This is a genomic window from Pseudomonas sp. ADAK7, from assembly GCF_012935675.1.
In the GTDB taxonomy this organism is placed as follows: domain Bacteria; phylum Pseudomonadota; class Gammaproteobacteria; order Pseudomonadales; family Pseudomonadaceae; genus Aquipseudomonas.
Genome location: NZ_CP052861.1, coordinates 1,175,159 through 1,199,399, shown reverse-complemented (window position 1 = coordinate 1,199,399; position 24,241 = coordinate 1,175,159). Strand labels below are relative to the sequence as shown.

20 protein-coding genes are annotated in these 24,241 nt (G+C 60.8%); 11 read left to right on the top strand and 9 right to left on the bottom strand.

The window, feature by feature from the left end; genetic code table 11:
- Nucleotides 1-8 precede the first annotated feature (8 nt).
- Nucleotides 9-3,569: a molybdopterin cofactor-binding domain-containing protein gene (locus HKK53_RS05305; RefSeq protein ID WP_178117442.1), complete on the top strand. Its 3,561-nt coding sequence runs from the start codon at nucleotides 9-11 to the stop codon at nucleotides 3,567-3,569.
- 63 nt (nucleotides 3,570-3,632) lie between these two features.
- On the opposite strand, the gene HKK53_RS05300 is transcribed toward HKK53_RS05305, so the two are convergent.
- From HKK53_RS05300 to HKK53_RS05290, 3 genes are all read right to left on the bottom strand, one after another.
- Nucleotides 3,633-4,289: a TetR/AcrR family transcriptional regulator gene (locus tag HKK53_RS05300; RefSeq protein WP_169369872.1), complete on the bottom strand. Its 657-nt coding sequence runs from the start codon at nucleotides 4,287-4,289 to the stop codon at nucleotides 3,633-3,635.
- Between the two features lie 53 nt (nucleotides 4,290-4,342).
- Entirely contained in the window at nucleotides 4,343-5,791 is a 1,449-nt protein-coding gene (locus tag HKK53_RS05295; protein ID WP_169369871.1) for a nucleobase:cation symporter-2 family protein, read from the bottom strand.
- A 194-nt stretch (nucleotides 5,792-5,985) separates the two neighbouring features.
- Nucleotides 5,986-6,879, bottom strand: coding sequence for a LysR family transcriptional regulator (locus HKK53_RS05290; protein WP_169369870.1), 894 nt, complete (start codon nucleotides 6,877-6,879; stop codon nucleotides 5,986-5,988).
- Between the two features lie 101 nt (nucleotides 6,880-6,980).
- On the opposite strand from HKK53_RS05290, the gene HKK53_RS05285 reads away from it, so the two are divergent.
- Both HKK53_RS05285 and speB read left to right on the top strand, forming a co-directional pair.
- The gene (locus HKK53_RS05285; protein WP_169369869.1) at nucleotides 6,981-8,072 is read left to right on the top strand and encodes a polyamine ABC transporter substrate-binding protein; all 1,092 of its coding nucleotides are present in this window, start codon (nucleotides 6,981-6,983) and stop codon (nucleotides 8,070-8,072) included.
- Nucleotides 8,073-8,085: 13 nt separating this feature from the next.
- Nucleotides 8,086-9,045 carry an agmatinase gene (speB, locus tag HKK53_RS05280; protein ID WP_169369868.1) on the top strand — a complete coding sequence of 320 codons (960 nt, stop codon included), beginning with the start codon at nucleotides 8,086-8,088 and terminating at the stop codon, nucleotides 9,043-9,045.
- Nucleotides 9,046-9,178: 133 nt separating this feature from the next.
- On the opposite strand, the gene HKK53_RS05275 is transcribed toward speB, so the two are convergent.
- Nucleotides 9,179-10,231 (bottom strand): aldo/keto reductase, encoded by a 1,053-nt coding sequence (locus tag HKK53_RS05275; protein ID WP_169369867.1) that lies wholly within the window; start codon nucleotides 10,229-10,231, stop codon nucleotides 9,179-9,181.
- A 190-nt stretch (nucleotides 10,232-10,421) separates the two neighbouring features.
- On the opposite strand from HKK53_RS05275, the gene HKK53_RS05270 reads away from it, so the two are divergent.
- The 5 genes from HKK53_RS05270 to HKK53_RS05250 all read left to right on the top strand — a co-directional run bounded on the left by HKK53_RS05270 (nucleotide 10,422) and on the right by HKK53_RS05250 (nucleotide 13,886).
- On the top strand, nucleotides 10,422-11,138 hold the full coding sequence (locus HKK53_RS05270; protein ID WP_169369866.1) for a helix-turn-helix transcriptional regulator: 717 nt from the start codon (nucleotides 10,422-10,424) through the stop codon (nucleotides 11,136-11,138).
- Nucleotides 11,139-11,190: 52 nt separating this feature from the next.
- Nucleotides 11,191-11,532 carry a nuclear transport factor 2 family protein gene (locus tag HKK53_RS05265; RefSeq protein WP_149661587.1) on the top strand — a complete coding sequence of 114 codons (342 nt, stop codon included), beginning with the start codon at nucleotides 11,191-11,193 and terminating at the stop codon, nucleotides 11,530-11,532.
- A 72-nt stretch (nucleotides 11,533-11,604) separates the two neighbouring features.
- On the top strand, nucleotides 11,605-12,723 hold the full coding sequence (gene zapE, locus HKK53_RS05260; protein ID WP_169369865.1) for a cell division protein ZapE: 1,119 nt from the start codon (nucleotides 11,605-11,607) through the stop codon (nucleotides 12,721-12,723).
- Between the two features lie 17 nt (nucleotides 12,724-12,740).
- Entirely contained in the window at nucleotides 12,741-13,322 is a 582-nt protein-coding gene (locus tag HKK53_RS05255; protein ID WP_169369864.1) for a DinB family protein, read from the top strand.
- 72 nt (nucleotides 13,323-13,394) lie between these two features.
- A complete protein-coding gene (locus tag HKK53_RS05250; protein WP_169369863.1) occupies nucleotides 13,395-13,886 on the top strand; it encodes a GNAT family N-acetyltransferase in 492 nt (163 codons plus the stop codon).
- An 85-nt stretch (nucleotides 13,887-13,971) separates the two neighbouring features.
- Here HKK53_RS05250 and HKK53_RS05245 read toward each other — a convergent pair whose 3' ends face one another.
- From HKK53_RS05245 to HKK53_RS05230, 4 genes are all read right to left on the bottom strand, one after another.
- Nucleotides 13,972-14,178, bottom strand: a complete 207-nt coding sequence (locus HKK53_RS05245) for a hypothetical protein (protein WP_169369862.1) — start codon at nucleotides 14,176-14,178, stop codon at nucleotides 13,972-13,974.
- 147 nt (nucleotides 14,179-14,325) lie between these two features.
- On the bottom strand, nucleotides 14,326-16,566 hold the full coding sequence (locus HKK53_RS05240; protein ID WP_169369861.1) for a TonB-dependent siderophore receptor: 2,241 nt from the start codon (nucleotides 16,564-16,566) through the stop codon (nucleotides 14,326-14,328).
- A 212-nt stretch (nucleotides 16,567-16,778) separates the two neighbouring features.
- Entirely contained in the window at nucleotides 16,779-18,527 is a 1,749-nt protein-coding gene (locus HKK53_RS05235) for a phosphoethanolamine transferase CptA (protein ID WP_169369860.1), read from the bottom strand.
- A gap of 261 nt (nucleotides 18,528-18,788) precedes the next feature.
- Nucleotides 18,789-18,968, bottom strand: coding sequence for a DUF6026 family protein (locus HKK53_RS05230; protein ID WP_169369859.1), 180 nt, complete (start codon nucleotides 18,966-18,968; stop codon nucleotides 18,789-18,791).
- A 273-nt stretch (nucleotides 18,969-19,241) separates the two neighbouring features.
- Here HKK53_RS05230 and gnd point away from each other — a divergent pair, with 273 nt between their 5' ends.
- Genes gnd through HKK53_RS05215 form a run of 3 tightly spaced genes read left to right on the top strand, consistent with a single transcriptional unit; the run spans nucleotide 19,242 to nucleotide 22,563 of the window.
- On the top strand, nucleotides 19,242-20,222 hold the full coding sequence (gene gnd / locus HKK53_RS05225; protein ID WP_169369858.1) for a phosphogluconate dehydrogenase (NAD(+)-dependent, decarboxylating): 981 nt from the start codon (nucleotides 19,242-19,244) through the stop codon (nucleotides 20,220-20,222).
- Nucleotides 20,219-21,742, top strand: coding sequence for a glucose-6-phosphate dehydrogenase (zwf, locus tag HKK53_RS05220; RefSeq protein WP_169369857.1), 1,524 nt, complete (start codon nucleotides 20,219-20,221; stop codon nucleotides 21,740-21,742). Before gnd ends, zwf begins: the two co-directional genes overlap by 4 nt.
- The gene (locus HKK53_RS05215) at nucleotides 21,739-22,563 is read left to right on the top strand and encodes an HAD family hydrolase (protein WP_169369856.1); all 825 of its coding nucleotides are present in this window, start codon (nucleotides 21,739-21,741) and stop codon (nucleotides 22,561-22,563) included. The genes zwf and HKK53_RS05215 overlap by 4 nt, the downstream gene beginning before the upstream one ends.
- A gap of 115 nt (nucleotides 22,564-22,678) precedes the next feature.
- Here HKK53_RS05215 and nhaB read toward each other — a convergent pair whose 3' ends face one another.
- Nucleotides 22,679-24,181 carry a sodium/proton antiporter NhaB gene (gene nhaB, locus HKK53_RS05210; RefSeq protein WP_169369855.1) on the bottom strand — a complete coding sequence of 501 codons (1,503 nt, stop codon included), beginning with the start codon at nucleotides 24,179-24,181 and terminating at the stop codon, nucleotides 22,679-22,681.
- Nucleotides 24,182-24,241: the final 60 nt, after the last annotated feature.

The following is a 24,241-nucleotide window of genomic DNA, read 5'->3' as shown; positions in this document are numbered from 1 at the left end:
CAATGACCATGACTGACGCCATCCCGCCCTCCATCCCGACCCGCGACCAACTGCTGGCCAAGACCGGCGTGCTGCTGATCGTCGACGACATCCTGCCGCCGTCCGGCCCGGTGGCGAAGGGCGGTACACCGCTGATCAAGCCCAAGGAGCTGGGGTTGTTCATTGCCATCAGCGATGACGGGCGCGTGTATGCGTTCAATGGCCATGTCGATCTCGGCACCGGCATTCGCACCTCGCTGGCGCAGATCGTCGCTGAAGAACTCGATTTACAAATGGAACAGGTGTGCATGGTGCTCGGCGACACCGAGCGTGCGCCGAATCAGGGCGCGACGATTGCCAGTGCGACGTTGCAGATTTCGGCGATTCCGTTACGCAATGCGGCGGCCGAGGCGCGGCGATATCTGCTGGAAACAGCGGCGGAACGTTGGTCACTCGACGCCGGGAGTCTGAACATTGAAGCCGGGGTCATTCGCGCCGAGGACGGCCGCACCGCGACTTACGCCGAACTGGTCCACGGCGAACACGTTGAATTGCGCATCTCCGGCACTGCGCCTTTGAAACCGGCCGAAGAGTATCGCCTAGTAGGCAAGGGCTCCGCCCGGGTCGATATCCCCGGCAAGGCCACTGGCGAGTTGACCTACGTCCACGACATGCGCGTGCCAGACATGCTCCACGGCCGGGTGATTCGCCCGCCCTATGCCGGGCTCGATTGTGGTGACTTCGTCGGCAACAGCCTGCTGAAAGTCGACGAATCCTCCATCGCCCATATCGCCGGGATCGTCGCGGTGGTGGTGATCCGCGATTTCGTCGGCATCGTGGCGTTGCGCGAAGAGCAGGCGATCAAGGCTGCCCAATCATTAAAAGTCACCTGGAAAACCTGGAATCAAGGCTTGCCGGACCTGAGCGATGTCGAGCAGGCGATCCGCGACAACCCCCGCGTGCAACGGGTAGTCCTCGATCAAGGCAACGTCGACGAAGCCTTGGCCAACGCCAGTCAGCGCATGCCGCGCACTTATCTGTGGCCGTATCAGATGCACGGTTCCATCGGCCCGTCCTGCGGGGTAGCGGATTATCAACCGTCCGGCAGTCGTGTGTGGTCCGGAAGCCAGAATCCGCATTTGCTGCGCGCCGATCTCGCGTGGCTGCTGGAGTGTGAAGAGGAATCCATCGAGATCATTCGCATGGAAGCCTCCGGTTGTTATGGGCGCAACTGTGCCGACGACGTGTGTGCCGATGCCTTGCTGTTATCCCGCGCCGTGGGCAAACCGGTGCGCGTGCAATTGACCCGCGAGCAGGAACATCTGTGGGAGCCCAAAGGCACCGCGCAACTGATGGACGTCGATGGCGGCCTGAACGCCGATGGCAGCGTCGCCGCCTATGACTTCCAGACCAGCTACCCGTCCAACGGCGCGCCGACGTTGGCCTTGCTGTTGACCGGCCGGGTCGAGCCGGTGGCGGCGATGTTCGAGATGGGCGACCGCACCTCGATCCCGCCCTACGACTTTGAAAACATGCGCGTGACCATCAACGACATGGCGCCGATTGTCCGCGCCTCGTGGATGCGCGGGGTCTCGGCGTTGCCCAACACCTTCGCCCACGAGTCGTACATTGATGAACTGGCATTCGCGGCGGGCGTCGATCCGGTGGAATATCGGCTGCGTTATCTGCACGACGAGCGTGCCATCGACCTGGTGAAATCCACCGCCGAACGTGCGGCCTGGACCCCACGCACCGCGCCGATGCAAACGCCCAATGAAGACCAGTTACTGCGCGGTCGCGGTTTTGCCTACGCGCGCTACATCCACAGCAAGTTCCCGGGTTTCGGCGCGGCGTGGGCGGCATGGGTGGCGGATGTGGCGATTGATCGCCAGACCGGCGATGTCTCGGTCACCCGGGTGGTGATCGGCCATGACTCGGGGATGATGATCAACCCGGCCGGCGTGCAGCATCAGATCCACGGCAACGTCATCCAGTCCACCAGCCGCGTGCTCAAGGAGCGGGTGACGTTCGAGGAATCGACGGTGGCGAGCAAGGAGTGGGGCGGCTATCCGATCCTGACCTTTCCCGAAGTGCCGCAAATCGACGTGCTGATGATGCCGCGTCAGGACCAGCCGCCGATGGGTGCAGGCGAATCGGCGTCGGTGCCGAGTGCGGCGGCGATTGCCAACGCGATTTATGACGCCACCGGCATCCGTTTTCGCGAACTGCCGATCACCCCGGAACGGGTCTTGGCCGCGCTGAATGCCGGCACTTGTGATGAGCCGCCGAAATCCCCGACCAAACGTTCGAAATGGCTGTTCGGTTCACTGTTTGCCGCGTTCGGCGCGGTGCTCGGCATGGCCGCGACCGCGTGGCCATTCCACGCTGAAATCGCACCGATTGCCCCGCCGAGCGCCGGCACCTGGTCAGCCGCTACCCTTGAGCGCGGACGCTTGCTGGCGGCAGTCGGCGATTGCGCGGTATGCCACACCGCTCCCGGCAGCGCGACCAATGCCGGAGGTCTGGCAATGGAAACGCCATTCGGCACGCTGTACAGCAGCAACATCACACCCGATGTGAAAACCGGGATCGGCAGTTGGTCGTATCCGGCGTTCGAACGGGCGATGCGCGATGGCATCGGCCGCGACGGACGCAATCTGTACCCGGCATTTCCCTACACCGCATTTCGCAACATCAACGACGCGGACATGCAGGCGCTGTACGCGTACCTGATGTCGCAAACACCGGTCAGCCAGCCGGCGAAGGCCAACGACATGCGTTTCCCGTTCAACCTGCGGCCGTTGATGGCGGGGTGGAATGCGTTGTTCCTGCGCAAGGGGGAAATCAGCGTGCAACCGCAACGCAGCGAGCAGTGGAATCGCGGCAATTATCTGGTCAACGGTTTAGGGCACTGCGCGGCGTGCCATTCGCCGCGCAATTTGATGGGGGCGGAGAAGGGCGGTGCTTCATTCCTCGCGGGCGGCATGGTTGATGGTTGGGAAGCGCCGGCGCTGAACGGTTTGTCCAAGGCGCCGACGCCGTGGACCGAGGATCAGTTGTTCGGTTACTTGAGCAGCGGTTATTCCGCTGAACATGGCGTAGCGACCGGGCCGATGGGGCCGGTGGTCACGGAATTGGCGAAGTTGCCCAAGGATGATATTCGGGCGATGGCGGTGTATCTGGCGTCACTTAATGGCGCGCAGGCTGAAGCCCAAGTCGTAGAGAAAGCCACGCGTCCGGTGGTCACCGTTTCCCTCAGCAATGGCCAGCGTGTATTCGAAGGTTCGTGCAAGGCCTGTCACGCCGATGGTTTGGGGCCGAAGCTGTTTGGCGTAAGTCCGTCGCTGGCCACCAATACCAATGTGCACAGCGATCTGCCGGACAATTTGATCAAGGTCATTTTGCAAGGCATCGATACCCCGGCGACCAAGGACTTGGGTTACATGCCGGCGTTCAAGGACAGCCTGTCGAACACGCAGGTGGCGGAATTGGCGGCGTATTTGCGCAATCGATTTGCGGGGAATGCGCCGGGGTGGGAAGGGTTGGAGTCGAAGGTGGCGCATTTGCGGGCGAATCCGGGCAGCCATTAAAAGCATCGTGAGCAAACCTCGTCCCTGTAGGAGCGAGGCTTGCCCGCGAAGAGGCCGGCCCATTCACCGCAAATCCTGCCCCGGCAACCTCATCACCCCCCGCACCACCAAATCCTGAATAAACCCCAACCAATCCTGCTGCTGCCCCTTGTCCGCCAAATCCTCTCCCAAAAACGAACTCAGGGTATGCCGGTTGGAGTTATAGAAGTAGCAAAGCGATGCAATCATCAAATACACATGCTTGATGTCCAGCACCTCACGAAACAACCCTTGTGCCTGACCCGCCTCAATGATCGGTTTCAACACGCCAACCGCTTCCCCGGAGAGCCGTCGCAACTCGCTGGACTGCTGCGCATGCTTGCCGCCATGGAGGTTTTCATTGCTCAGGATCGCGACGAATTCCGGGTGTTTGACGTAGTAATGCCAGACGAACGCCACCAGATCCTGCAACGCCACCAGCGGCTGGCTCAGGTCGAGTTTAAGGCGGCTTTCGGCCTTGTTGAATTGCTCGTAGGTGTGTTCCAGCACGCAGATGAACAGCTGCTCCTTGCTGCCGAAGTAGTAATAGAGCATGCGGTCGTTGGACTCGGCTTCCCGGGAAATGCTCTCGACCCGCCCCCCGGAATAGCCGTCGCGGGTGAACACTTTCACCGCCGCTTCGAGAATCCGTGTGCGGGTCTGCTGGGCCTGGGCGGCCCGGATACCGGTCTTCTTGTTCAACGTGCGATCAACCTTGTGCCAAGCGGAGTCGCCACGAATGTAGCACGCGCGCTTCAGCGGTTCAGGCTGCTGGCGGATTCCGTGGCTTGCGGGTTTTCCATGACTTGCAGGATCGACGCTTCCGGGTCGAAATCATCCTCTTCCAGCGCCATGAATTCCTCGGGCAGGAACACATTGAGGATGATCGCGCACAGTGCCCCCACGGTAATCGGCGATTCGAAAATGTTGTGCAGGGCCAGCGGCAACTCGCGCAACACTTCCGGCACCGCCGCGATGCCCAGGCCCATGCCGAGGGAAATCGACACGATCAGCATGTTGCGCCGATGCAGGCCGGCTTCGGCGAGGATCTTGATCCCGGCCACGGCCACGGTGCCGAACATCACCAACTCCGCGCCGCCGAGCACCGGTTTCGGCATCAGTTGCAGCACCGCGCCGATCATCGGGAACAGCCCCAGCAGCACCAGCAAACCGGCAATGAAGAACGCCACGTAACGGCTGGCCACGCCGGTGAGCTGGATCACGCCGTTGTTCTGCGCGAAAGTCACCATCGGCATGCTGTTGAACACCGCGGCCATGGCCGAGTTGAGGCCATCGGCAAGCAGGCCGGACTTGATCCGGCGAATGTAGATCGGGCCCTTGACCGGCTGCCGGGAGATCATCGAGTTGGCCGTCAGGTCGCCCGCAGCTTCCAGCGGCGACACCAGGAAAATCACCGCCACCGGCACAAACGCGACCCAATCGAAGTTGAAACCGTACTTGAACGGCACCGGCACGCTCACCAGCGGCACCGCCGGCAGGCTGGCGAAATCGACATCGCCCATCAGCCAGGCGACGACATAGCCGAGGGTCAGGCCAATCACAATCGCGCCGAGGCGCAGGAACGGCACATCGACCCGGTTCAACACCACGATGGTTCCGAGTACCAGTGCTGCCAGGGCCAGATGATGACTGGCACCGAGGTCCGCCACGCCGAAGCCGCCGGCGATGTCGGTCATGGCAACCTTGATCAGCGACAGCCCCATCAACGTGATGATGGTCCCGGTGACCACCGGAGTGATCAACATCCGCAGTTTGCCGATGAATTGGCTCAACACGACTTCGATAAACGCGGCGAAAAAGCACACGCCGAAGATCGTCGACAGAATCTCATCGGTGCCGCCGCCCCGGGCCTTGACCATGAACCCGGCGCTGAGAATCACGCTGATAAAGGAAAAACTGGTGCCTTGCAGGCACAGCAAACCGGAACCCACCGGGCCGAAACGCCGCGCCTGGACGAAGGTGCCGAGCCCGGAGACGAACAACGCCATGCTGATCAGGTAGGGGATTTCGCTTTGCAGGCCCAGCGCACCGCCCATGATCAGGGTTGGCGTGATAATGCCGACGAAACTCGCGAGTACGTGCTGCAGGGCGGCAAAGACCGTGGCGGTCAGGTGCGGGCGGTCGTTGAGGCCGTAGATGAGGTCGGAGCGGGGCTGGGATTTTGCGTGTTCAGATGAGGTCACGAGGAAAGCGCCAGGGGCCAGGTCAGAAAAAGGAGGCGCAGGATGCCAGAAAAATCAGATTTTGGTGTGCCTGATGATCGTTCCCACGCTCTGCGTGGGAATGCCTCAATGGACGCTCTGCGTCCGCTTTGGGACGCGGAGCGTCCAGGGCTGCATTCCCACGCAGAGCGTGGGAACGATCATCAACGATCAGGTCAGGTGAATGCCGCCAGCAAATCCTCCTCAAACGCCTTCTGCGCATCCCCCGGCACCTGCGCCCGATGCCGCGCCAGGTGGAATCCCACGTCGAAACTCATTTCCTCGACCCGCACCGCCCGCAGCAACCCTTTGTCCTCCCAGCTACGGGCAAAGTGACTCGGCAGATAACCCACATGTTTCCCGGACAGAATAAAGGCCAGGGTGCCCTCGACCTGCTCCGAACGCGCCGAACACAATTTCCCCTGAAACGGCTCATCACTGCGCAGAAACCGATAAGGGTGATCCACCCGGTCACACGCCTGTAACGCCAGATCATCCGGCGCGTCATTGGTGAACAGCGGATGCCCCGGCGCGCAGTACAAATGCTGGGTTTCGCTGAACAGCTCTCGGTAGTCAAACGCACTTTGCACCTGTGAGAAATAACCGATCGCGAGGTCCAGTCGTTGCTGCAGCATCAGCCGCTCCATTTCCCCCGGCATGGCGCTGATCAACTCGATGCGCACCGATTCGTCCCGTTCGCGAAAGCGCCGGATCGCCTCCGCCACCCGTTGCAGCACCGATTGATCGAGGGCTTCGGACAAACCCAGGCGCACCTCGCCAATCAACCGTCCGGCCACGCCGTTGGATTGATGACGGAACGCTTCGATCGACTCGAACAGTCCGCGAATGGCGATCAGCAGTTGCTCACCCTTGGGCGTCACCCGGAATCCACCCTTGCCACGACTGCATAGCCGATAACCGAGGCGGGTTTCCAGCCTGGCCATTTGCTGGCTGATGCTCGACTGGCTCAAACCCAGTTCACCCTGGGCGGCGCTGAAGCCACCGCACTCGACCACGCTGACAAACAGGCGCAGCAGTTGCAGGTCCAGATCATGCAGTTGGCCGAGCATCACACATTACTCCTGGATAAAGTCAGGTTAACAAACTTGATATTTTTCCAATGTATCCGACGGCGCACGCTGCAACCACTCCAACTGGTCAGGTGTGTGTCATGGCTCCTCTCTTCAAGCTGTGTTTCCCCGCGCTGTTACTCGCCATGGCCGTGTCTGCCCAGGCTGAGGACAAGGTCGTCAACCTCTACAGTTGGGCCGATTACGTGGCGCCCGAAACCCTGCAGCGCTTCGAACAGGAAACCGGTATTCACGTGCGCTACGACACGTTCGATGCCCCCGAAGTGCTGGAAACCAAATTGCTTACCGGCGGCAGTGGCTATGACGTGGTGGTGCCGTCCTCCAGCGTTCTGGCCCGTGGTTTGGCGGCGGGCGCGTTGAAGGCGATTCCTCACGAAGGCCTTAAGGGCTACGCCAACCTCGACCCGGACTTGCTGGAAAAACTCTCCGCCGTCGATCCCGGCAACCGCTACGGCGTGCCTTACACCTGGGGCACTTTGGGTCTGGGGATGAATGTCGAAGCAGTGAAACAGCGCCTGCCAGACGTGCCGCTGAACAGCCTCGACTTGCTGTTCAAGCCCGAATACGCCAGCAAATTGAAAGACTGCGGGATTTCGATCATTGATTCGCCGCAAGAAGTGATCGGCCTGGCGCTGCATTACCTCGGTAAAGATCCCTACAGCACCGACCAGAAAGATCTGTCAGCCGCCGAGGCGTTGTTGCATCAGCTCCAGCCGAATGTGTTGTACGTCGCCACCGGCCGGCAGATCAGTGATTTGGCCAACGGCAGCGTGTGCCTGGCGCTGACCTATAACGGTGACGCGAGCATGGCCGCCGATCAGGCGCGCAAGGCCAACAAACCTTACGAAGTGGCGTACCGCATTCCGAAGGAAGGCACGCTGGTGTGGCAGGACAACTTGGCGATTCCCAAAGACGCGCCACACCCCGAAGCCGCGCGTCAGTTCATCGAATTCATGCTGCGCCCCGAATCCGTCGCCGCACTGACCAACACCCTGTTTTTTGCCACCGCCAATACCGCCGCCACGCCGCTGGTAGATGAAGCAGTGCGTACAGACCCGGATATCTACCCATTGGCCGACGTTCGCGACCGCTTGTACGCCGACCGCAGCATGAGCCTCAAGGACATGCGTCAGCGCACCCGCCTGTGGACCACTTTCCGTAGCCGCCAATAATAAGGAACTCACCATGGATGTCCCTGTGCAAAACGACCAGGCCATGACCCGCGACAGCCTCTACGGGACTGCCGCCGAAAGCACCTACGCCGGTATCACCAGTTTCATGCGCCGACGTTACAGCCGTGACTTGCGCGGTGTGGATGTCGCAGTCAGCGGTGTGCCGTTCGACACCGCTACCAGCAACCGCCCAGGCGCACGTTTCGGACCGCGGGGCATTCGTGCCGCGTCCACCGGGATCGCCTGGGAACGTCATTGGCCGTGGACCTTCGATCCGTTCGATCATTTGGCGGTGATTGACTACGGCGATTGCGACTTTGATTACGGCACGCCGCACTCGATCCCGGAAAGCATCGAAGCCCACGCCGAACACATTCTGAACGCCGGCAGCGCGATGCTCACGTTCGGTGGCGACCACTTCATCACGTATCCGCTGCTCAAGGCCCATGCCCGCAAGCACGGCACCTTGTCGCTGATCCACTTCGACGCCCACAGCGACACCTGGCCGGACGAAGAGGGCAAGCGGGTCGATCACGGCACGATGTTTTGGCACGCGGCCAAGGAAGGGTTGGTGGACCCGTCGCGTTCGGTGCAGATCGGCTTGCGCACCACCAATGATGATCACATGGGTTTTCAGGTGCTGGACGCACGGCAGGTGCATCGCCAGGGTGGCGAGGCGATTGTCGAGGCGATTCGGGCGCGGGTCGGTGACAACCCGGTGTACCTGACGTTTGATATCGACTGCCTGGACCCGGCGTTCGCTCCGGGCACCGGAACGCCAGTGTGCGGCGGATTGAGCACGGTGCAGGCGCTGGAGATTCTTGGTGGCTTGCGCGGGATCAATCTGGTGGGCATGGACGTGGTGGAAGTGGCCCCGGCCTATGACAGCGCGGACATTACTTCACTGGCGGCGGCGACGTTGGCCATGGAAATGCTGTGTTTGTATGCGGCGAAGCATAAGGTTGATCGTTGAGATAGATGTGTGGCGGTCATGAGGACGCCTTCGCGGGCAAGTCGAATCGTCGCACCGCTCGCTCCTACAGGTTTTGCGCAGTGTTGAAATTGGCGCGTAACCCGTAGGAGCGAGGATTGCCCGCGAAGCTTTATCAGGCCACCGGAATCTTCGGCAAATCCAGGGTCTCAACCCCGGTATACCGCGCCACCGACCCGGCGATCATGGCGTGTGGCACGCCCGGTTCCACATCGCTGCTGCCATCCAGCCGCGCCAACTGCTCGTCACTCAACTGCACGTTCAATGCGCCCAACGTAGCGTCCAACTGTTCACGGGTGCGCGAACCCAGAATCGGAATCAGCGCGGTGGTCGAACGCTTGGCTTTCTCGCGCAACCAGGCAATCGCCACATGGGTCGGGCTCGACTCCATTTCGGCGGCTACCGCCAGCAAGGTGTCGAGCAGGGCGGTTTCCCGGGCGCTTTTCTCGCTGTGGATCAACATGCCGAGTTTGGCCGCGCGGTTGTTTTCATCGTTGGTGCGGTACTTGCCGGTGAGGAAGCCGCCGCCCAGCGGGGACCATAAGGTTGCCGCCAGACCCAGGGCTTCGGCCATCGGCAGTAATTCTCGTTCAGCGGTGCGTTCGGCCAGGCTGTATTCGGTCTGGATCGCGGCAATCGGCGAGAAACCACGTACTTCAGCCAGTACGTCAGCGCGAGCGATGCGCCAGGCCGGGAAGTTCGACAGGCCGGCGTAGTGAATCTTGCCGGCGCGCACCAGGTCGTCGAAGCCACGAAGGATTTCTTCCATCGGCGTCACGCCGTCGCTGATGTGCGCCCAGAACAGGTCGATGTGATCGGTTTTCAGGCGTTTGAGGCTTTCTTCGGCGGCGCGGACCATGTTCTTGCGGTTGTTACCGGTGAAAGAAATATTGGCCGTGCGCTCAGTGCCCATGGTGAATTTGGTGGCGATCACCAAACGATCGCGCTCGGCAGCAATGAACTCGCTGAGCATGCCTTCCGATTCGCCGCCCTGATAGCCATTGGCGGTGTCGATGAAGTTGCCGCCGGCTTCCAGGTAGCCGTCGAAAATCCGCTTGGCTTCATCGCGCTCGGCGCCGTGGCCCCAACCGGTGCCGAAGTTGCCGGCGCCCAGCGCCAGTTCCGAAACCCGCAAGCCGGTTTTACGGCCAAAGACTTTGTAATGCATGGGAGGACTCCTGAAGAAAACATCGGGGTTGAATATAAATGACTAGCAACATGTATTTAATATGATGCGAGTAATATCCAGCGTCAAGACGCTTTTTTCAGAGGCGATGAAAGGGGCAACCACTCCTGCCAGTTTCTGACAGCAGCCTTTGCTAAGCTTCCGCCACTTTCCTGGACAGAGCGTGCCGATCGTGTCGCGAACCACTCGTTTACTGACCTTGCTCCAAGTGTTGCGCGGGAAAAGCCGACCGGTGACCGCCGCGACCCTGGCCAGCGAACTGGAGATCTCCGAACGCACGCTGTACCGCGACATCGCCGAGCTCACGGCCCTCGGCGCGCCGATCTATGGCGAGGCGGGGATTGGTTACGTGTTACGCAGCGGCCTGTTTCTGCCGCCATTGATGCTCAACGCCGACGAAACCGAAGCCATCGTGCTGGGTTTGCGTTATGTCGATCAGCGTGGCGATGAGGTGTTGAGCAAGGCGGCGGCGGATGCGCTGGCGAAGATTGCTGCGGTATTGGCGCCTGAGGCATTGGAGGCGTTACACAACCCGACGGTATTGCCTGGCCCGTCAGGTTACGGCTTTGCGCAAAACGCGGTGCCGTTGAATGTGTTTCGCCAGGCCATTCGCAATCAAGCCAAGCTGCACATCGATTACGCCGATGCCAATCAGGTGCCGACCCAGCGCTTGATCTGGCCCTTGGCGCTGGGCTTTCTCAACGAAGTGCGGATCATCGTCGCCTGGTGCGAGTTACGCAGCGCCTATCGGACCTTTCGCACCGACCGGATTTCAACCGCGAGCGAGCAGGGCGAGCGTTATCCCGGCCGGCGCAGCGACCTGTTGCGCACCTGGCGCAAGCAGATGCAACTGGATGAAGCCGGGCGCTTCACTCCTGACAAGAACTGACACAGCAGTGTTTTAGCATGGCTCCAGAATCAAACAACAAGGAGCCTTCAACATGTCTAGTCCAGCCGCTTCACTGGCCCCGGCCATCGCCGCTTACATCGCCGCCGCCAATGCCCGTGACACCTCGCGGGTCGCCAGTTTCTTCGCCGAGGATGCCAATGTCTTCGATGAAGGCGAGCATCAGGTCGGCCCCCAGGCCATCGCCCAATGGATGCAAGACACCGCGCAACGCTACCAGCCACGGGTCGAGGTACTCGATGTTCAACTGCGCACCGGCAAGGTGCTGGTTCACAACCTGATTTCCGGGACATTTCCCGGCAGCCCGCTGGAATTGCGCTACACGTTTCGCTTGAACGAGCAGGGCAAGATTGCCCGGTTGGACATTTCGTTGTGACGCAAAGCCCCTGTCTATACAGGGGCTTTTTGCTGGCATACTGCGCAGCTTCAGCCCGGAACTGCGGCCTCTATGACTTTCGATTCCCCGTTAAGCGCCTGGCAGTACGCCATTGAACACAAAGGCTTCATCCAGGACGAAGCCCAGGAACATGCCGTCTGGGCCCTGCAAAAGTGTCACGAATCCCTGCACGAAGGACGCAAGCCAATCACCGGCGTTTACCTGTGGGGCCCGGTCGGTCGGGGCAAGACCTGGTTGATGGACCAGTTCTACGAAAGCCTGCGGGTGCCGGCCCGGCGTCAGCACTTCCACCATTTCATGGGCTGGGTACATCAGCGCTCGTTCCAGTTGACCGGCACCGCCGACCCACTCAAAGCCCTGGCTCGCGAGTTGGCCAAGGAGGTCCGGGTGCTGTGTTTCGATGAGTTGTTCGTCAACGACATCGGCGACGCGATCATTCTCGGCCGCTTGTTCCAAGTCATGTTCGAAGAAGGCGTGGTGGTGGTGAGTACCTCCAACCAGCCGCCGGACCAGTTGTATGCCGATGGCTTCAACCGCGACCGTTTTACCCCGGCCATCGAAGCGATCAAGCAGCACATGCAGGTGATTGCGGTGGATGGCGGCGAAGATCATCGCCTGCATCCCGGCGCAGCGTTGCAGCGCTATTGGGTGGGGGCGCTGGATGAGCCCAGCGGGTTGGCCGAAGCGTTCAAGGCCCTGACGGCCGGGCAGTCGGTGTCCAGCGATCCGATCCAGGTCGGCTATCGCAGCGTCCACGTCGTGCAGGCCAGCGCCTCGGTGCTGTGGTGTCGTTACGCCGACCTCTGTGAGCAACCGTTTGCCGCCATGGACTTCATGGCCCTGTGCGACACCTTCAGCGCTATTCTGATGAGTGAAGTGCCCAACCTCAGCGCGCAGAAGCGTGAAGGGCGGATCGCCAGGGGCACCGAAGATGGCGTGGAGCGGGTGGTGGCCGGCGACCGTGAGCTGCCGCAGTTGTCGGTGCACGACGATGGCGTACGGCGCTTCATCGCGTTGGTGGACGAATGCTACGACCGCAAGGTGCCGTTGTACCTCGAAGCCCAGGTGCCGATGGAGGCCTTGTACACCGAGGGTTACCTGGAATTCCCGTTCCGCCGCACCCTCAGTCGCTTGCAGGAAATGCAGTTGCAACGGTTTGCCGAAGCTTGAACACAGGAGGCGCGACGATGACTCAACCCCTGTCTCACCATTTGCTGACCATGGCCTACCAGAATGCCTGGGCCAACCACCGACTGGCCAAGGCCTGGGGTCAGTTGAGCGCGGCGGAATTGACGGCGGCGCGGGTCAGTTTCTTCCCCAGTATCTGCGCCACCCTCAACCATATCCTGACCTGCGACTGGTTTTATGTGGACGCCTTGGAGCGCGAGCTGCGCGGTGATGTGCCGCATCCCGATTGCTACGTGTTTTTCAACGACGAGCAACCGTTTACCGTGGGCGCCGACCTCAAGCGTGAGCAGGTTCAGGTGGATCGTCGGCTGATCGCCTATTGCGAGCAATTGCGCGACGCCGACCTCGGGCGACTCGTGACCATCGCCCGGGACACGCCGCAACACGACAGTCGTCTGCGCATGCTCTCGCATCTGTTCGAACACCAGATTCATCATCGGGGGCAGGTGCATGGGATGCTCAGTGGCACGTCGGTGAAGCCGCCGCAATTGGATGAGTTTTTCAGTGCCGGGGAGTCGGGACTACGGGCCGAGGATTTTGCCGAGTTGGGTTGGACCGAAGAATTGATTTGGGGTCACTAAGATCCGGTTGTCGGCACGCCACCGTCACGCTAATGTCCTTGGCCAATTTGATGTATGCGATCGAGGGTGGAAATGGAATCCGCAGAAATACTTGTCCTTCAGGCCAGCTACACCAACCCGGTGCATGCCGAAGCCATTTGCCTGGTGTTGAACCACTACGCCGAAGACCCGATGGGCGGTGGCGAGCCGCTTTCAGCCGATGTCCTGCAGCAACTGCCGGCGGAACTGGCCAAGCGTCCTTATGCGTTCAGCGTGCTCGCGTTCGTCGGCGGTGAACCGGCGGGGCTGGTCAATTGCTTTGAAGGGTTTTCAACCTTTGCCTGCCGACCGTTGGTCAACGTGCACGACGTGGCGGTGGTGGCAAAGTTTCGCGGTTTGGGGCTGAGCCAGAAGATGCTGCAAAAGGTCGAAGAAATCGCCCGCCAACGCGGTTGCTGCAAAATCACCCTCGAAGTCCTGGAAGGCAACGCCGTGGCCCAGGCGTCCTACGCCAAGTTCGGCTTTGCCGCCGGCATGTTCGACCCGGCCCATGGCCGCATGTTGTTCTGGATCAAGTCGCTGTAAATCCCGGGCATAAAAAAGGGCGTCCATCAGGACGCCCGAAGTGTCAGCTCTGGCGATGGAACAGGGGTCGCCAAAGGTCCATCGGTTAAGTTCTGTAGGATTCGGTCACTTGTGCGGTTTGATCATCCGGAACCCGCAGTTCGCCACTTGGACGATGATCGGTCTGGCTTTGTGCGGAGGGAACCGGGAAGTTGTCCCAGTGATGCTTCATCCGTTCCGCGCCGCCTTCGGCAAACGCGCTGGTGGAACCGACGATGAGCAGACCGGCGAGGATCAAGCTGACTCGTTTCATGATGTATCTCCCACTAAGAATGACGGGGTGCCTTTCATCCGTGATTCAAGGGCGTGGGCGCAGTATTGGCAGGCCTCATTAAATCGAGGTTAACCCCGACCGAAACGTGGGAGCCAAGGCGCTCCCACGGTAGATTGTGGCGGTGGCTCAGAGTTTCCAGTCCAGGCTGAGCGTCACGGTGCGCGGGTCGCCCCAGAACACACCGTTATAAAAGCCGACGTTGTCGTAATACTTTTTGTCGAACAGGTTATCGACGTTCAGCGAGGCCGACAGGTGCTTGTCGAACTCGTAACGCGACATCAACTTGACCACGCTGTAGGCCTCCTGGCGGATCTTCGTGGGTTCGGTGACCAGGCCACCCTCGGCATTGCGTCCGACCGGGCGATTGGAGTTGCCCCAGATATCGCTCTGCCAATTCACCGCGCCGCCCACGGTCAGCGCATGCCAGTCGCCGGGCAGGCGATAGGCCGTGGACAGGCGCAACATGTTCAGCGGTTGAGTGGTGTTGGCCCGCTGCTTTTCGCCGTTGGCCGCGTGGGTGTAGGTGTAGCCGGCGGTCATGTTCCAGTCGGTCATGACTTCGCCGGATACTTCGACTTCGAAGCCCTGGACCTTCTGCCCCTTGCCCCCGGACTTGTAGAATTCCTTGCCCGTCACCGGGTTTGGTGGCACCGAATCGTCCACTTCGGCGACGTTGTCCTGCTTGCTCCAGAACAGCGCCGTGGCGACGTTCAGGCGTTCATCCAGCAAGCTGCCCTTGAGGCCCAGTTCATAGTTGCTGCCGACCACCGGGTCCAGGTATTTGCGATTGGCATCGCGGTTGTCCTGGGGTTTGAAGATGTCGGTGTAGCTGACGTACACGGTGTACTCGGGTGTGAGGTCGTAGAGCAGCCCGGCGTATGGCGTCCAGATATCACTGTGTTGCTGCGACGTGGTCTCGACGCCGGTCAATTGCAGGCTGTTATCGTAGGTCTTGGTGTTTTCCGAGGCTTTCCAGCTACCGTACCGACTGCCGAGCACCGCGTGAAAGCGGTCGGTCAGGTTGAGGCGGGTGGCCAGGTAGCCGGCCTTCTGCCGGGTGTTGTCCGATGAGCCGTTGAGGCCGGTGACGGTGTCGGGGAACTTGGCGATACCGCCCATGTATTTCCAGTCGGCAATGTTGTCGTAGCCTGCGGGTGTGGCGCCTTCCACGGCGTACGGCGACTCGGCACTGCGTTCGGCTTCGCCGTAGCCGAACATCAGCTCGTGCTCGCGCCCGAACAACGCGTAAGGGCCAGCGACGTTGAAGTCATAGGTTTTCATTTTCTGCGTGCCGACCATGTGGCCACGGTAGGCGCTCATGCCGCTGCGGTCGTCATTCGGGAACCCGCCACCGCCGTAGTAGACCTTGCCGTCGGTATCGCTCTCACGGTGGGTGTAGGCCGCCTTGAGGTGCCAGCCGCCGCCCAGTTGCTGGTCGAGGTTGGCGAAAGCTGTTTTGTCCCTCAATGGCCATGAGCTCCAGGAAGTCGCCATGTTGGTCGAACGCCCGAGGTTGGCCTTGCCACCGGCAGCATTCCAGTACGGCACGGTGCCCCAGGACGTGCCCTGGACCTGTTTGTCCTGATAGTCGTAACCCACCGCCAGCACGGTGTCGTCGGTGAGATCGGCTTCGAGCACGCCGTAGCCGACTTCCCGCTGCATCTGGTAGTGGTCGCGGAACGACTGACTGTCGCGGTAGGCCAGCACGCTGCGCCCGCGCAAACGTCCGTCGAACGCCAACGGACCGCCGACGTCCACGTAACTGTAGTAATCGTCATAGCTGCCGCCACTGACGCCGGTCTGGGCTTGCCATTGTGCGGTCGGACGCTTGCGCACCATGTTGATGGTGGCCGACGGGTCGCCGGCGCCGGTGGTCAACCCGGTGGCGCCGCGAACCACTTCGATGCGGTCGTAGATGATGGTGTCGGAGTCAGACTTCATCCGCCCGAAGGTATTGAGCATCCCGTCAATCTGGAAGTTGTTGATCGTGTAGCCACGGGATGAATAGCTGACCCGGTCCGAGTCATTGTGCTGGACCACCACGCCGGTCGTCTGGCTCATCGCTTCGGACAGCGTGCCGAGTTTGAAGTCGTCCATTTGCTGGCGAGTGACCACGGACACTGATTGCGGGGTTTCCTTGATCGACAGGTTCAACCGCGTGGCGGTGCTCATGGCACCGGTGGTGTAGGACTGGGTGTTTTCGGTGGTGCTGCCCAGGCCTTCGGCGGTGACGTTGGTGGCGGTGAGCTCCAGGGCGCTGGTAGCCGGGTCCTTGTCGGGCTCGGTTTCGGCCAGCAGATCAGGGCTCAGGGCTGCACTGCACAGCCCGAGGGTCAAGGTCATGGAACGGGTAATAGGCGCGAACATCGCGGCCGACTCCTTGTCTTCGAGGGAAAAATTCCGTTTGCTCAAAGACGAAGGGGAGCGGGGATATTTAGCGATAGACGAGAATAATTGTCATCTGAAGGCAGGCTGTGGGAGCGAAGCTTGCTTGCGAAAGCGGTGTGTCAGCCGACATAAATGCTGATTGACACGACGCCTCGCGGGCAAGCTTCGCTCCTACAGGGAGAATTGCGGGGTTACTGCTTGACCACTGCCGGCTCTGGAACCGCCGCAGTTTTCGGCTTCATCAAACTGAAATCGATCAGCGGACGTTCCTGGCGTTCATATGGGTTGCCGATCATCAGCGGTCGTGGCTTGAAGCTGTCGCTGACCAGGCTTTTGCTGCGGTCCAGTTCATCGAAACTCAACCCGGCCATGTCAGCCCAGGTGTGGATCAAGTGCGAGCTGCTGTAAGGGCGGCTCAGGTCGGCGGCAAAGTTCCAGTCGTGGGTTTCACGCCATTTTGGCGAGGCCCAGGCCATGAACGGAATGGTGTACATCGGCGCGGTCGGCTTGTTCTCGTTACGCCCCAGGGTGCTGTGGCCCGGGGAGTCGAACACGTCTTCACCGTGGTCGGAGAGGTACAGCAGGAAGCCGTTCGGATCGACCTTGGCGTAGTCCTTGATCAGGCTCGACACCACGAAGTCGTTGTACAGCACCGCGTTGTCATAGCTGTTGTAGGTCGGCACTTCGGCGTCGCGTACACCGGCCGGAACCCCGGCGCGATCCTTGAACTTGTCGAAGGTCGGCGGGTAACGGTACTGGTAGCTCATGTGCGTACCGAGCAGATGCACGACGATCAACTTGTGCGCCGCCGGGTCACCCAGGGCCTTGTTGAACGGCTCGATCACGTCGCCATCGTACTGGGCGGCGTTCTGGTTGCGGTTGTTGTTCAGGTACACCTGCTCGTCGGCCTGTTCGGAGAACGTGGTGAGCATGGTGTTGCGCTTGGTCATGGTCTGCTGGTTGGTGATCCAGAAGGTCTTGTAGCCCGCCTGCTTCATCATGCTGACCAGCGACGGTGTCGACAGGTACAGGTCCGGATTCTCTTCGTCGGCGAAGGTCAGCACCTGTTGCAGCGCTTCGATGGTGTAGGGGCGCGGGGTGATGACGTTATTGAAAATCGCCAGTTGATCCTTGAGCTTGTCCAGTTCCGGGGTGGTTTCCCGGTTGTAACCGTACAGGCTCATGCGCTGGCGGTTGGTGGACTCACCGATCACCAGCACCAGGGTCGATGGCTGGTCGGCCATGGTGTTCTTGAGGTTTTTCAGCGGCTCGATCTTGCTGGCATTGTCGAGCATGTCTTGCATGCCGGCCAGGGTGTCGAGGTAACGGTGATAGGCCACGGCCATCTGCCACGGCACGGCCGGCTCGATGCGGGTTTCGAACTTCTCGAAACCGCCGGCAAAACTGCCGGTGCGCGCGGTTTGCTTGATCAGCGGATAACCGACCACGGCCACCAGAATCGCGGTCGCGGCGACCAGTGCGCGGCCACGGGGCATGTACACCGGGCGCAAGCGGGTCCAGAGGAAGTAGGCGAACGCGGTGTGGGCGAGGAACGCGAACACCATCCACCAGGCAAAGTACTGGGTCATGTACTCGCCGGCTTCAGAGATGTTCGACTCGAACATGATGAAGATGACGCTCTGGGAAAACTCCTGCTGATAGATGAAGAAGTAGCCCAGGCTGGCCATCGAGCAGGCCCACAGCACGACGCCGATCAGCGCGGCCAACAGGCGGGTACGTTTGGGAAACAGCAGCATCGGCGCCAGCCAGATTGCGCTCATCACAAAGGCCTGGCGAAACCCGGTGAACCCGGAAGTCCCGGTCAACTGGATCAGCAGTTGGGTGATGCCCGAAAAGTACCAGAAGAACACAAACAGCCAGAGGAACCCGGCCCAATCGAAACCTGTCGCAGACGTTTTGCTGCGTTTGAACACTGCCATTCAGAACTCCCACCGGCATCAGCAAGCCACCGGCGTCATCAAACGAAACCCACGAGACACCACTGTCCGGGAACCGAACAGCCACAAGGATCGGGAGTATCGCTAGGCGAATGTGAAAACTTTGTGAGTTTTGTTCAGGGTCGCGACAGGTAACGAGGCAACCATTGGGAGAAGACTGTGTGGAGAGGGCTTGCTGTGGCGAGGGGGCCACCCTCACCACAAGACAGGTTCAGGACATCTGAAGAATGTGCTGCGGGGGAATCAGGCGTTCAACGCAGGCATCGACTGCCCGGATAGCTGAGCCTGTTGCTGCAACAATTGCCTGAGCTGCGCCACCTGGTTCTTCAAGGTGTCACGCTCGTCTTTCAATTGGCGCAGTTCATCACGACGAATCGTGACGTAGAGAGTTTGTGGGGGACGTGCGGTAACGATTGTGTCCATTGCTCACCTCGCAAATGGCCTGCATCAACTGTGATTGTGTCGTCCTTGGGAGCGACACCTTCACTATCGGCAGCGATTTTGATTTCTTTTGCCTGTGAATGGAACTTTTTTATTTTTCACGGTCGGTGTGTCTTTGCCACGATTCCCGACGTTATCAGTCTGGATCGGGCACAATGCCCGGAAACTTCATCCCGCCGCTCTGGACTAACCCACATTAGTCGCGTTGGGCTATAACCTTTGACACACTTTATTTGTAGTAAGGAGCATCAGCACATGCAACTCGGGATTATTGGACTGGGCCGCATGGGCGGTAATATTGCGCGGCGCCTGATGCTCAACGGGCATACCACCGTTGTTTACGACCGCAATACCGCCTTCGTCGAGAACCTGGCCAAAGAAGGTTCCACCGGCGTCGCCGACCTGCCAGCCCTGGTGGCTGGCCTGGCCAAGCCGCGTGCGATCTGGGTCATGCTGCCGGCCGGCGCGCCGACCGAAGACACCATCGAGACCCTGAGCAACCTGCTCGAAGCCGGTGACACCATCATCGACGGCGGCAACACGTTCTATAAAGATGACATTCGCCGGGCGAAAACCCTGTCGGAGAAAGGCCTGCACTACATTGACGTCGGCACCTCCGGCGGCGTCTGGGGCCTGGAGCGCGGCTACTGCATGATGATCGGCGGCGACGCCGAGACCGTGAAGCGCCTCGACCCGCTGTTCGAAAGCCTGGCCCCGGGCCTGGGTGACATTCCGCGCACCAAGGACCGCAAGTCCGACGACGACCGTGCCGAGCGCGGCTACATCCACGCCGGCCCAGCCGGCTCTGGCCATTTCGTGAAGATGATCCATAACGGCATCGAGTACGGAATGATGCAGGCGTTCGCTGAAGGCTTCGACATTCTAAAGACCAAATCGAGCGAAATCCTGCCGGAAGACCAGCGCTTCGACCTCAATGTCGGCGACATCGCCGAAGTCTGGCGTCGTGGCAGCGTGGTGTCTTCGTGGTTGCTCGACCTGACCGCCGATGCACTGGCCAGCGATCCGAAGCTGGAAGGCTATTCGGGCGAAGTCGCCGACAGCGGTGAAGGTCGCTGGACCATCGAAGCCGCCATGGAGCAAGCGGTGCCGGTACCGGTGCTGTCGAACTCGCTGTTCTCGCGCTACCGCTCCCGCGGGCAGGGCACCTTTGGCGACAAAATCCTCTCTGCCCAGCGCTTCGGCTTCGGCGGCCACGTGGAGACTCCGAAAAAATGACCAACACGATCCGCAGGAAATCCAAGGCAGAACCCGCACCACCGACCACGCTGTTCCTGTTCGGTGCCCATGGTGACCTGGTCAAGCGTCTGTTGATGCCGGCCCTGTACAACCTCAGTCGCGACGGCCTGCTGGGCGATGGACTGCGGATCATCGGCGTTGACCACAACGCCATCAGCGATGAAGCCTTCGCGCAAAAGCTCGAAGACTTCATTCGCACCGAAGCGGCCACCAAAGTCGGCAAGGGCGATCAGGTTCTTGATCCTGCCTTGTGGGCCAAACTGGCCAAAGGCATCAGCTACGTCCAGGGCGATTTCCTGGACGACAGCACTTATCAAGCCCTGGCGGCGAAAATCGCCGACAGCGGCACCGGCAATGCGGTGTTCTACCTGGCCACCGCGCCGCGTTTCTTCAGTGAAGTGGTGCGCCGACTCGGCAGCGCCGGCTTGCTGGAAGAAACCCCGGAAGCCTTCAGAAGGGTGGTGATCGAAAAACCGTTCGGTTCTGATCTGCAAACCGCCGAAGCCTTGAACGCCTGCTTGCTCAAGGTCATGTCGGAAAAGCAGATCTACCGGATCGACCATTACCTGGGCAAGGAAACCGTGCAGAACATTCTGGTCAGCCGGTTCTCCAACAGCCTGTTTGAAGCGTTCTGGAACAACCATTACATCGACCACGTGCAAATCACCGCCGCCGAAACCGTCGGCGTGGAAACCCGTGGCAGTTTTTACGAACACACCGGCGCCTTGCGGGACATGGTGCCCAATCACCTGTTCCAGTTGCTGGCGATGGTGGCCATGGAGCCGCCGGCCGCGTTTGGCGCCGATGCGGTGCGTGGCGAGAAAGCCAAGGTGGTGGGCGCGATCCGGCCGTGGTCCGTCGAGGATGCGCGGGCCAACTCGGTGCGCGGGCAGTACGCTGCTGGCGAAGTCGATGGCAAGCCGCTGGCTGGTTACCGCCAGGAGGGCAACGTCGCGCCGGACAGCAACACTGAAACCTACGTCGCGCTGAAAGTGATGATCGACAACTGGCGCTGGGTCGGCGTGCCGTTCTACCTGCGCACCGGCAAGCGCATGAGCGTGCGCGACACCGAGATCGTCATCTGCTTCAAGCCGGCGCCGTACGCGCAGTTCCGCGACACCGAGGTCGATGAGTTGCAGCCGACCTACCTGCGGATCCAGATCCAGCCCAACGAAGGCATGTGGTTCGACCTGCTGGCCAAGCGGCCGGGGCCGGCGCTGAAGATGGCCAATATCGAGCTGGGGTTCGCCTACAAGGACTTCTTCGAGATGCAGCCGTCCACCGGCTACGAAACCCTGATCTACGATTGCCTGACCGGCGATCAGACGCTGTTCCAGCGCGCCGACAACATCGAGAACGGCTGGCGCGCCGTACAGCCGTTTATCGACGCCTGGCAGCAGGACGCGAGCGTGCAGAGCTACCCGGCCGGTGAAGACGGCCCACAAGCCGCCGAGGACCTGCTGGCCCGCGATGGCCGCGTCTGGCACAGCCTCGGATGAGTGAGGTTGCGCAACATCCCATCCGTTTTCTGCTCAGCGACATGGACGGCACCTTGCTGCTGCCCGATCACAGCCTGAGCCAGCGCACCATCGACGCCTTCCGCGCATTGCGCGAGGCCGGAGTGTTGTTCAGCCTGGCCACCGGGCGCCCGCCCAAAGCCATGTTGCAGCAGATCGAGGCCCTGGGCGTCGATCTGCCCACCGCGGCCTTCAATGGCGGCACCATCGTCAAACCGGACGGCAGTCTGCTGGTCGCCCATTACTTGCCGGCGACCGCTGCACTGACCGCGCTGGCACTGTTTGCCGACCGGCCAGACATCGAAATCTGGGTGTTCAGCGGTGGCGATTGGTTGTTGAAAGACCCGAACGGCCCGATGGTTCCGCGTGAGCAGCACGGTTTGGGCTACCCGCCGGTGGTGGTCGAGAGTTTTGAGCCGTACCTGGAGCGCATCGACAAGATCGTCGCCACCAGCAACAACACTGACTTGTTGATCGAACTGGAAGCGCTGTTGCTGCCCAAGGTTGAAGGCCAGGCGCAAGTATCCCGTTCTCAGCCGATATACCTCGACGTGACGGCGATGCAAGCCAACAAAGGTGATGCGCTGGCGACACTGGCCGAGTACCTCGGCGTGCCGCTGGAGCAAACCGCGGCACTGGGCGACGGCGGCAATGACCCGGCGATGTTCCATCGTGCCGGGTTGTCGATTGCCATGGGTCAGGCGGAGGAGGCCGTGAAACGCCAGGCTGACGTCGTGACGGGCGCCAACACCGAAGACGGCGCGGCCCAGGCGATCGAGCGGTATATCCTCCCTCACGCGTAATGATCGTTCCCACGCTCCGCGTGGGAATGCAGCCCGGGACGCTCCGCGTCCCATTGGAACGCGGAGCGTCCCTTGAGGCATTCCCACGCAGAGCATGGGAACGATCAATGCGGGGTTACAGCCAGAAACTCACCGCATACCACCCCAAAACCCCCATCACCACCGTATACGGCAACGCCATCCACACCATCCGCCCATAAGACAAACGAATCAGCGGCGCAATCGCCGACGTCAGCAGAAACAGAAACGCCGCCTGGCCATTGGGCGTCGCGACGCTCGGCAGGTTGGTCCCGGTGTTGATGGCAATCGCCAGGGTCTCGAAATGCTCGCGGCTCATGTGGCCGGAGATGAACGCCTGTTTCACTTCGGTGATGTAGATCGTCGCCACAAACACGTTGTCGCTGATCGCCGATAACAGCCCGTTGGCGATAAACAGCATGCCCGGCTGTTGCTCCGCCGGCAGGGCCAGCACCCACTGAATCAACGGCGTAAACAGTTGCTGATCGTGAATCACCGCCACCACGGCGAAAAACACCACCAGCAGCGCCGTGAACGGCATGGCGTCCTTAAAGGCGTTGCCGATGCGATGTTCGTCGGTGATGCCGGTAAACGCGGTGATCAACACGATCACCATCAAACCGATCAGCCCGACCTCGGCAATGTGGAACGCCAATCCGGCAATCAGGATCAACGCCGCCGCGCCTTGCACCAGCAACGCCGCGCGCTGGCGCGAGGTGCGTTCGGCGTTGTCTTCGGCGGCATAGTTGGCCAGCACTGTGCGCACGTTGTCTGGCAGTAGCGTGCCGTAACCGAACCAGCGCAGCTTCTCCAGCAGCACGCAGGTCACCAGGCCGGCGGCCAGCACTGGCAGCGACACCGGGGCGATCTTCAGGAAGAACTCGGCGAAATGCCAACCCATCTCGTGGCCGATCAACAGGTTCTGCGGTTCGCCCACCAGCGTACACACGCCGCCCAATGCCGTGCCCACGGCGCCATGCATCAGCAGGCTGCGCAGAAAGGCGCGAAATTGTTCAAGGTCTTCGTGATGCAGTGTGGGCAGATGCTGATCGTCGCTGAACGCGCTGTCCTGGCGCGGATCGTTGCCCGACGCGACGCGGTGATACACCGAGTAAAACCCCACGGCCGCACTGATGATCACCGCCGTGACGGTCAAGGCATCGAGAAACGCCGAGAGGAATGCCGACAGGAAACAGAACATTAACGCCAGCAATGCCTTGGAACGCACCCCAAGCAACAGGCGCGAAAACAGAAACAGCAGCAGGTCTTTCATGAAGTAGATGCCGGCCACCATGAACATCAGCAGCAGGATCACCGGGAAGTTGTGCACCAGTTCGTCATACAGCGCCTGGGGCGTGGTCATCTTCAACAACAACGCTTCGACCAACAGCAGCCCGCCGGGCATCAGCGGATAACACTTGAGCGCCATGGCCAGGGTGAAGATGAATTCCAGGACCAGCAACCAGCCGGCGGCCACCGGCCCGACCGTCCACAACACCAAAGCGTTGAGGATCAGAAAGCCAACAATGCTGGCTTTGTACCAGCGGGGTGAATGCCCGAGAAAATTATGCGCGAACGCCTGGGCCATCGAACCGGACATCGGCTACTCCTTGTATTAAGAAGCGCGCAACTTGCCGTATGCGAAAGGGAAGATCAAGCG

Bases quoted from the DNA above. Each gene is read 5' to 3' on its own strand.
- HKK53_RS05215 (WP_169369856.1), top strand. From the start codon at position 21,739: ATGAGTGAGGTTGCGCAACATCCCATCCGTTTTCTGCTCAGCGACATG.
- gnd (WP_169369858.1), top strand. From the start codon at position 19,242: ATGCAACTCGGGATTATTGGACTGGGCCGCATGGGCGGTAATATTGCG.
- HKK53_RS05255 (WP_169369864.1), top strand. From the start codon at position 12,741: ATGACTCAACCCCTGTCTCACCATTTGCTGACCATGGCCTACCAGAAT.
- zwf (WP_169369857.1), top strand. From the start codon at position 20,219: ATGACCAACACGATCCGCAGGAAATCCAAGGCAGAACCCGCACCACCG.
- HKK53_RS05290 (WP_169369870.1), bottom strand. From the start codon at position 6,879: ATGCTCGGCCAACTGCATGATCTGGACCTGCAACTGCTGCGCCTGTTT.
- HKK53_RS05240 (WP_169369861.1), bottom strand. From the start codon at position 16,566: ATGTTCGCGCCTATTACCCGTTCCATGACCTTGACCCTCGGGCTGTGC.
- HKK53_RS05265 (WP_149661587.1), top strand. From the start codon at position 11,191: ATGTCTAGTCCAGCCGCTTCACTGGCCCCGGCCATCGCCGCTTACATC.
- HKK53_RS05245 (WP_169369862.1), bottom strand. From the start codon at position 14,178: ATGAAACGAGTCAGCTTGATCCTCGCCGGTCTGCTCATCGTCGGTTCC.
- speB (WP_169369868.1), top strand. From the start codon at position 8,086: ATGGATGTCCCTGTGCAAAACGACCAGGCCATGACCCGCGACAGCCTC.
- HKK53_RS05275 (WP_169369867.1), bottom strand. From the start codon at position 10,231: ATGCATTACAAAGTCTTTGGCCGTAAAACCGGCTTGCGGGTTTCGGAA.
- HKK53_RS05285 (WP_169369869.1), top strand. From the start codon at position 6,981: ATGGCTCCTCTCTTCAAGCTGTGTTTCCCCGCGCTGTTACTCGCCATG.
- HKK53_RS05230 (WP_169369859.1), bottom strand. From the start codon at position 18,968: ATGGACACAATCGTTACCGCACGTCCCCCACAAACTCTCTACGTCACG.
- HKK53_RS05235 (WP_169369860.1), bottom strand. From the start codon at position 18,527: ATGGCAGTGTTCAAACGCAGCAAAACGTCTGCGACAGGTTTCGATTGG.
- HKK53_RS05250 (WP_169369863.1), top strand. From the start codon at position 13,395: ATGGAATCCGCAGAAATACTTGTCCTTCAGGCCAGCTACACCAACCCG.
- zapE (WP_169369865.1), top strand. From the start codon at position 11,605: ATGACTTTCGATTCCCCGTTAAGCGCCTGGCAGTACGCCATTGAACAC.
- nhaB (WP_169369855.1), bottom strand. From the start codon at position 24,181: ATGTCCGGTTCGATGGCCCAGGCGTTCGCGCATAATTTTCTCGGGCAT.
- HKK53_RS05305 (WP_178117442.1), top strand. From the start codon at position 9: ATGACTGACGCCATCCCGCCCTCCATCCCGACCCGCGACCAACTGCTG.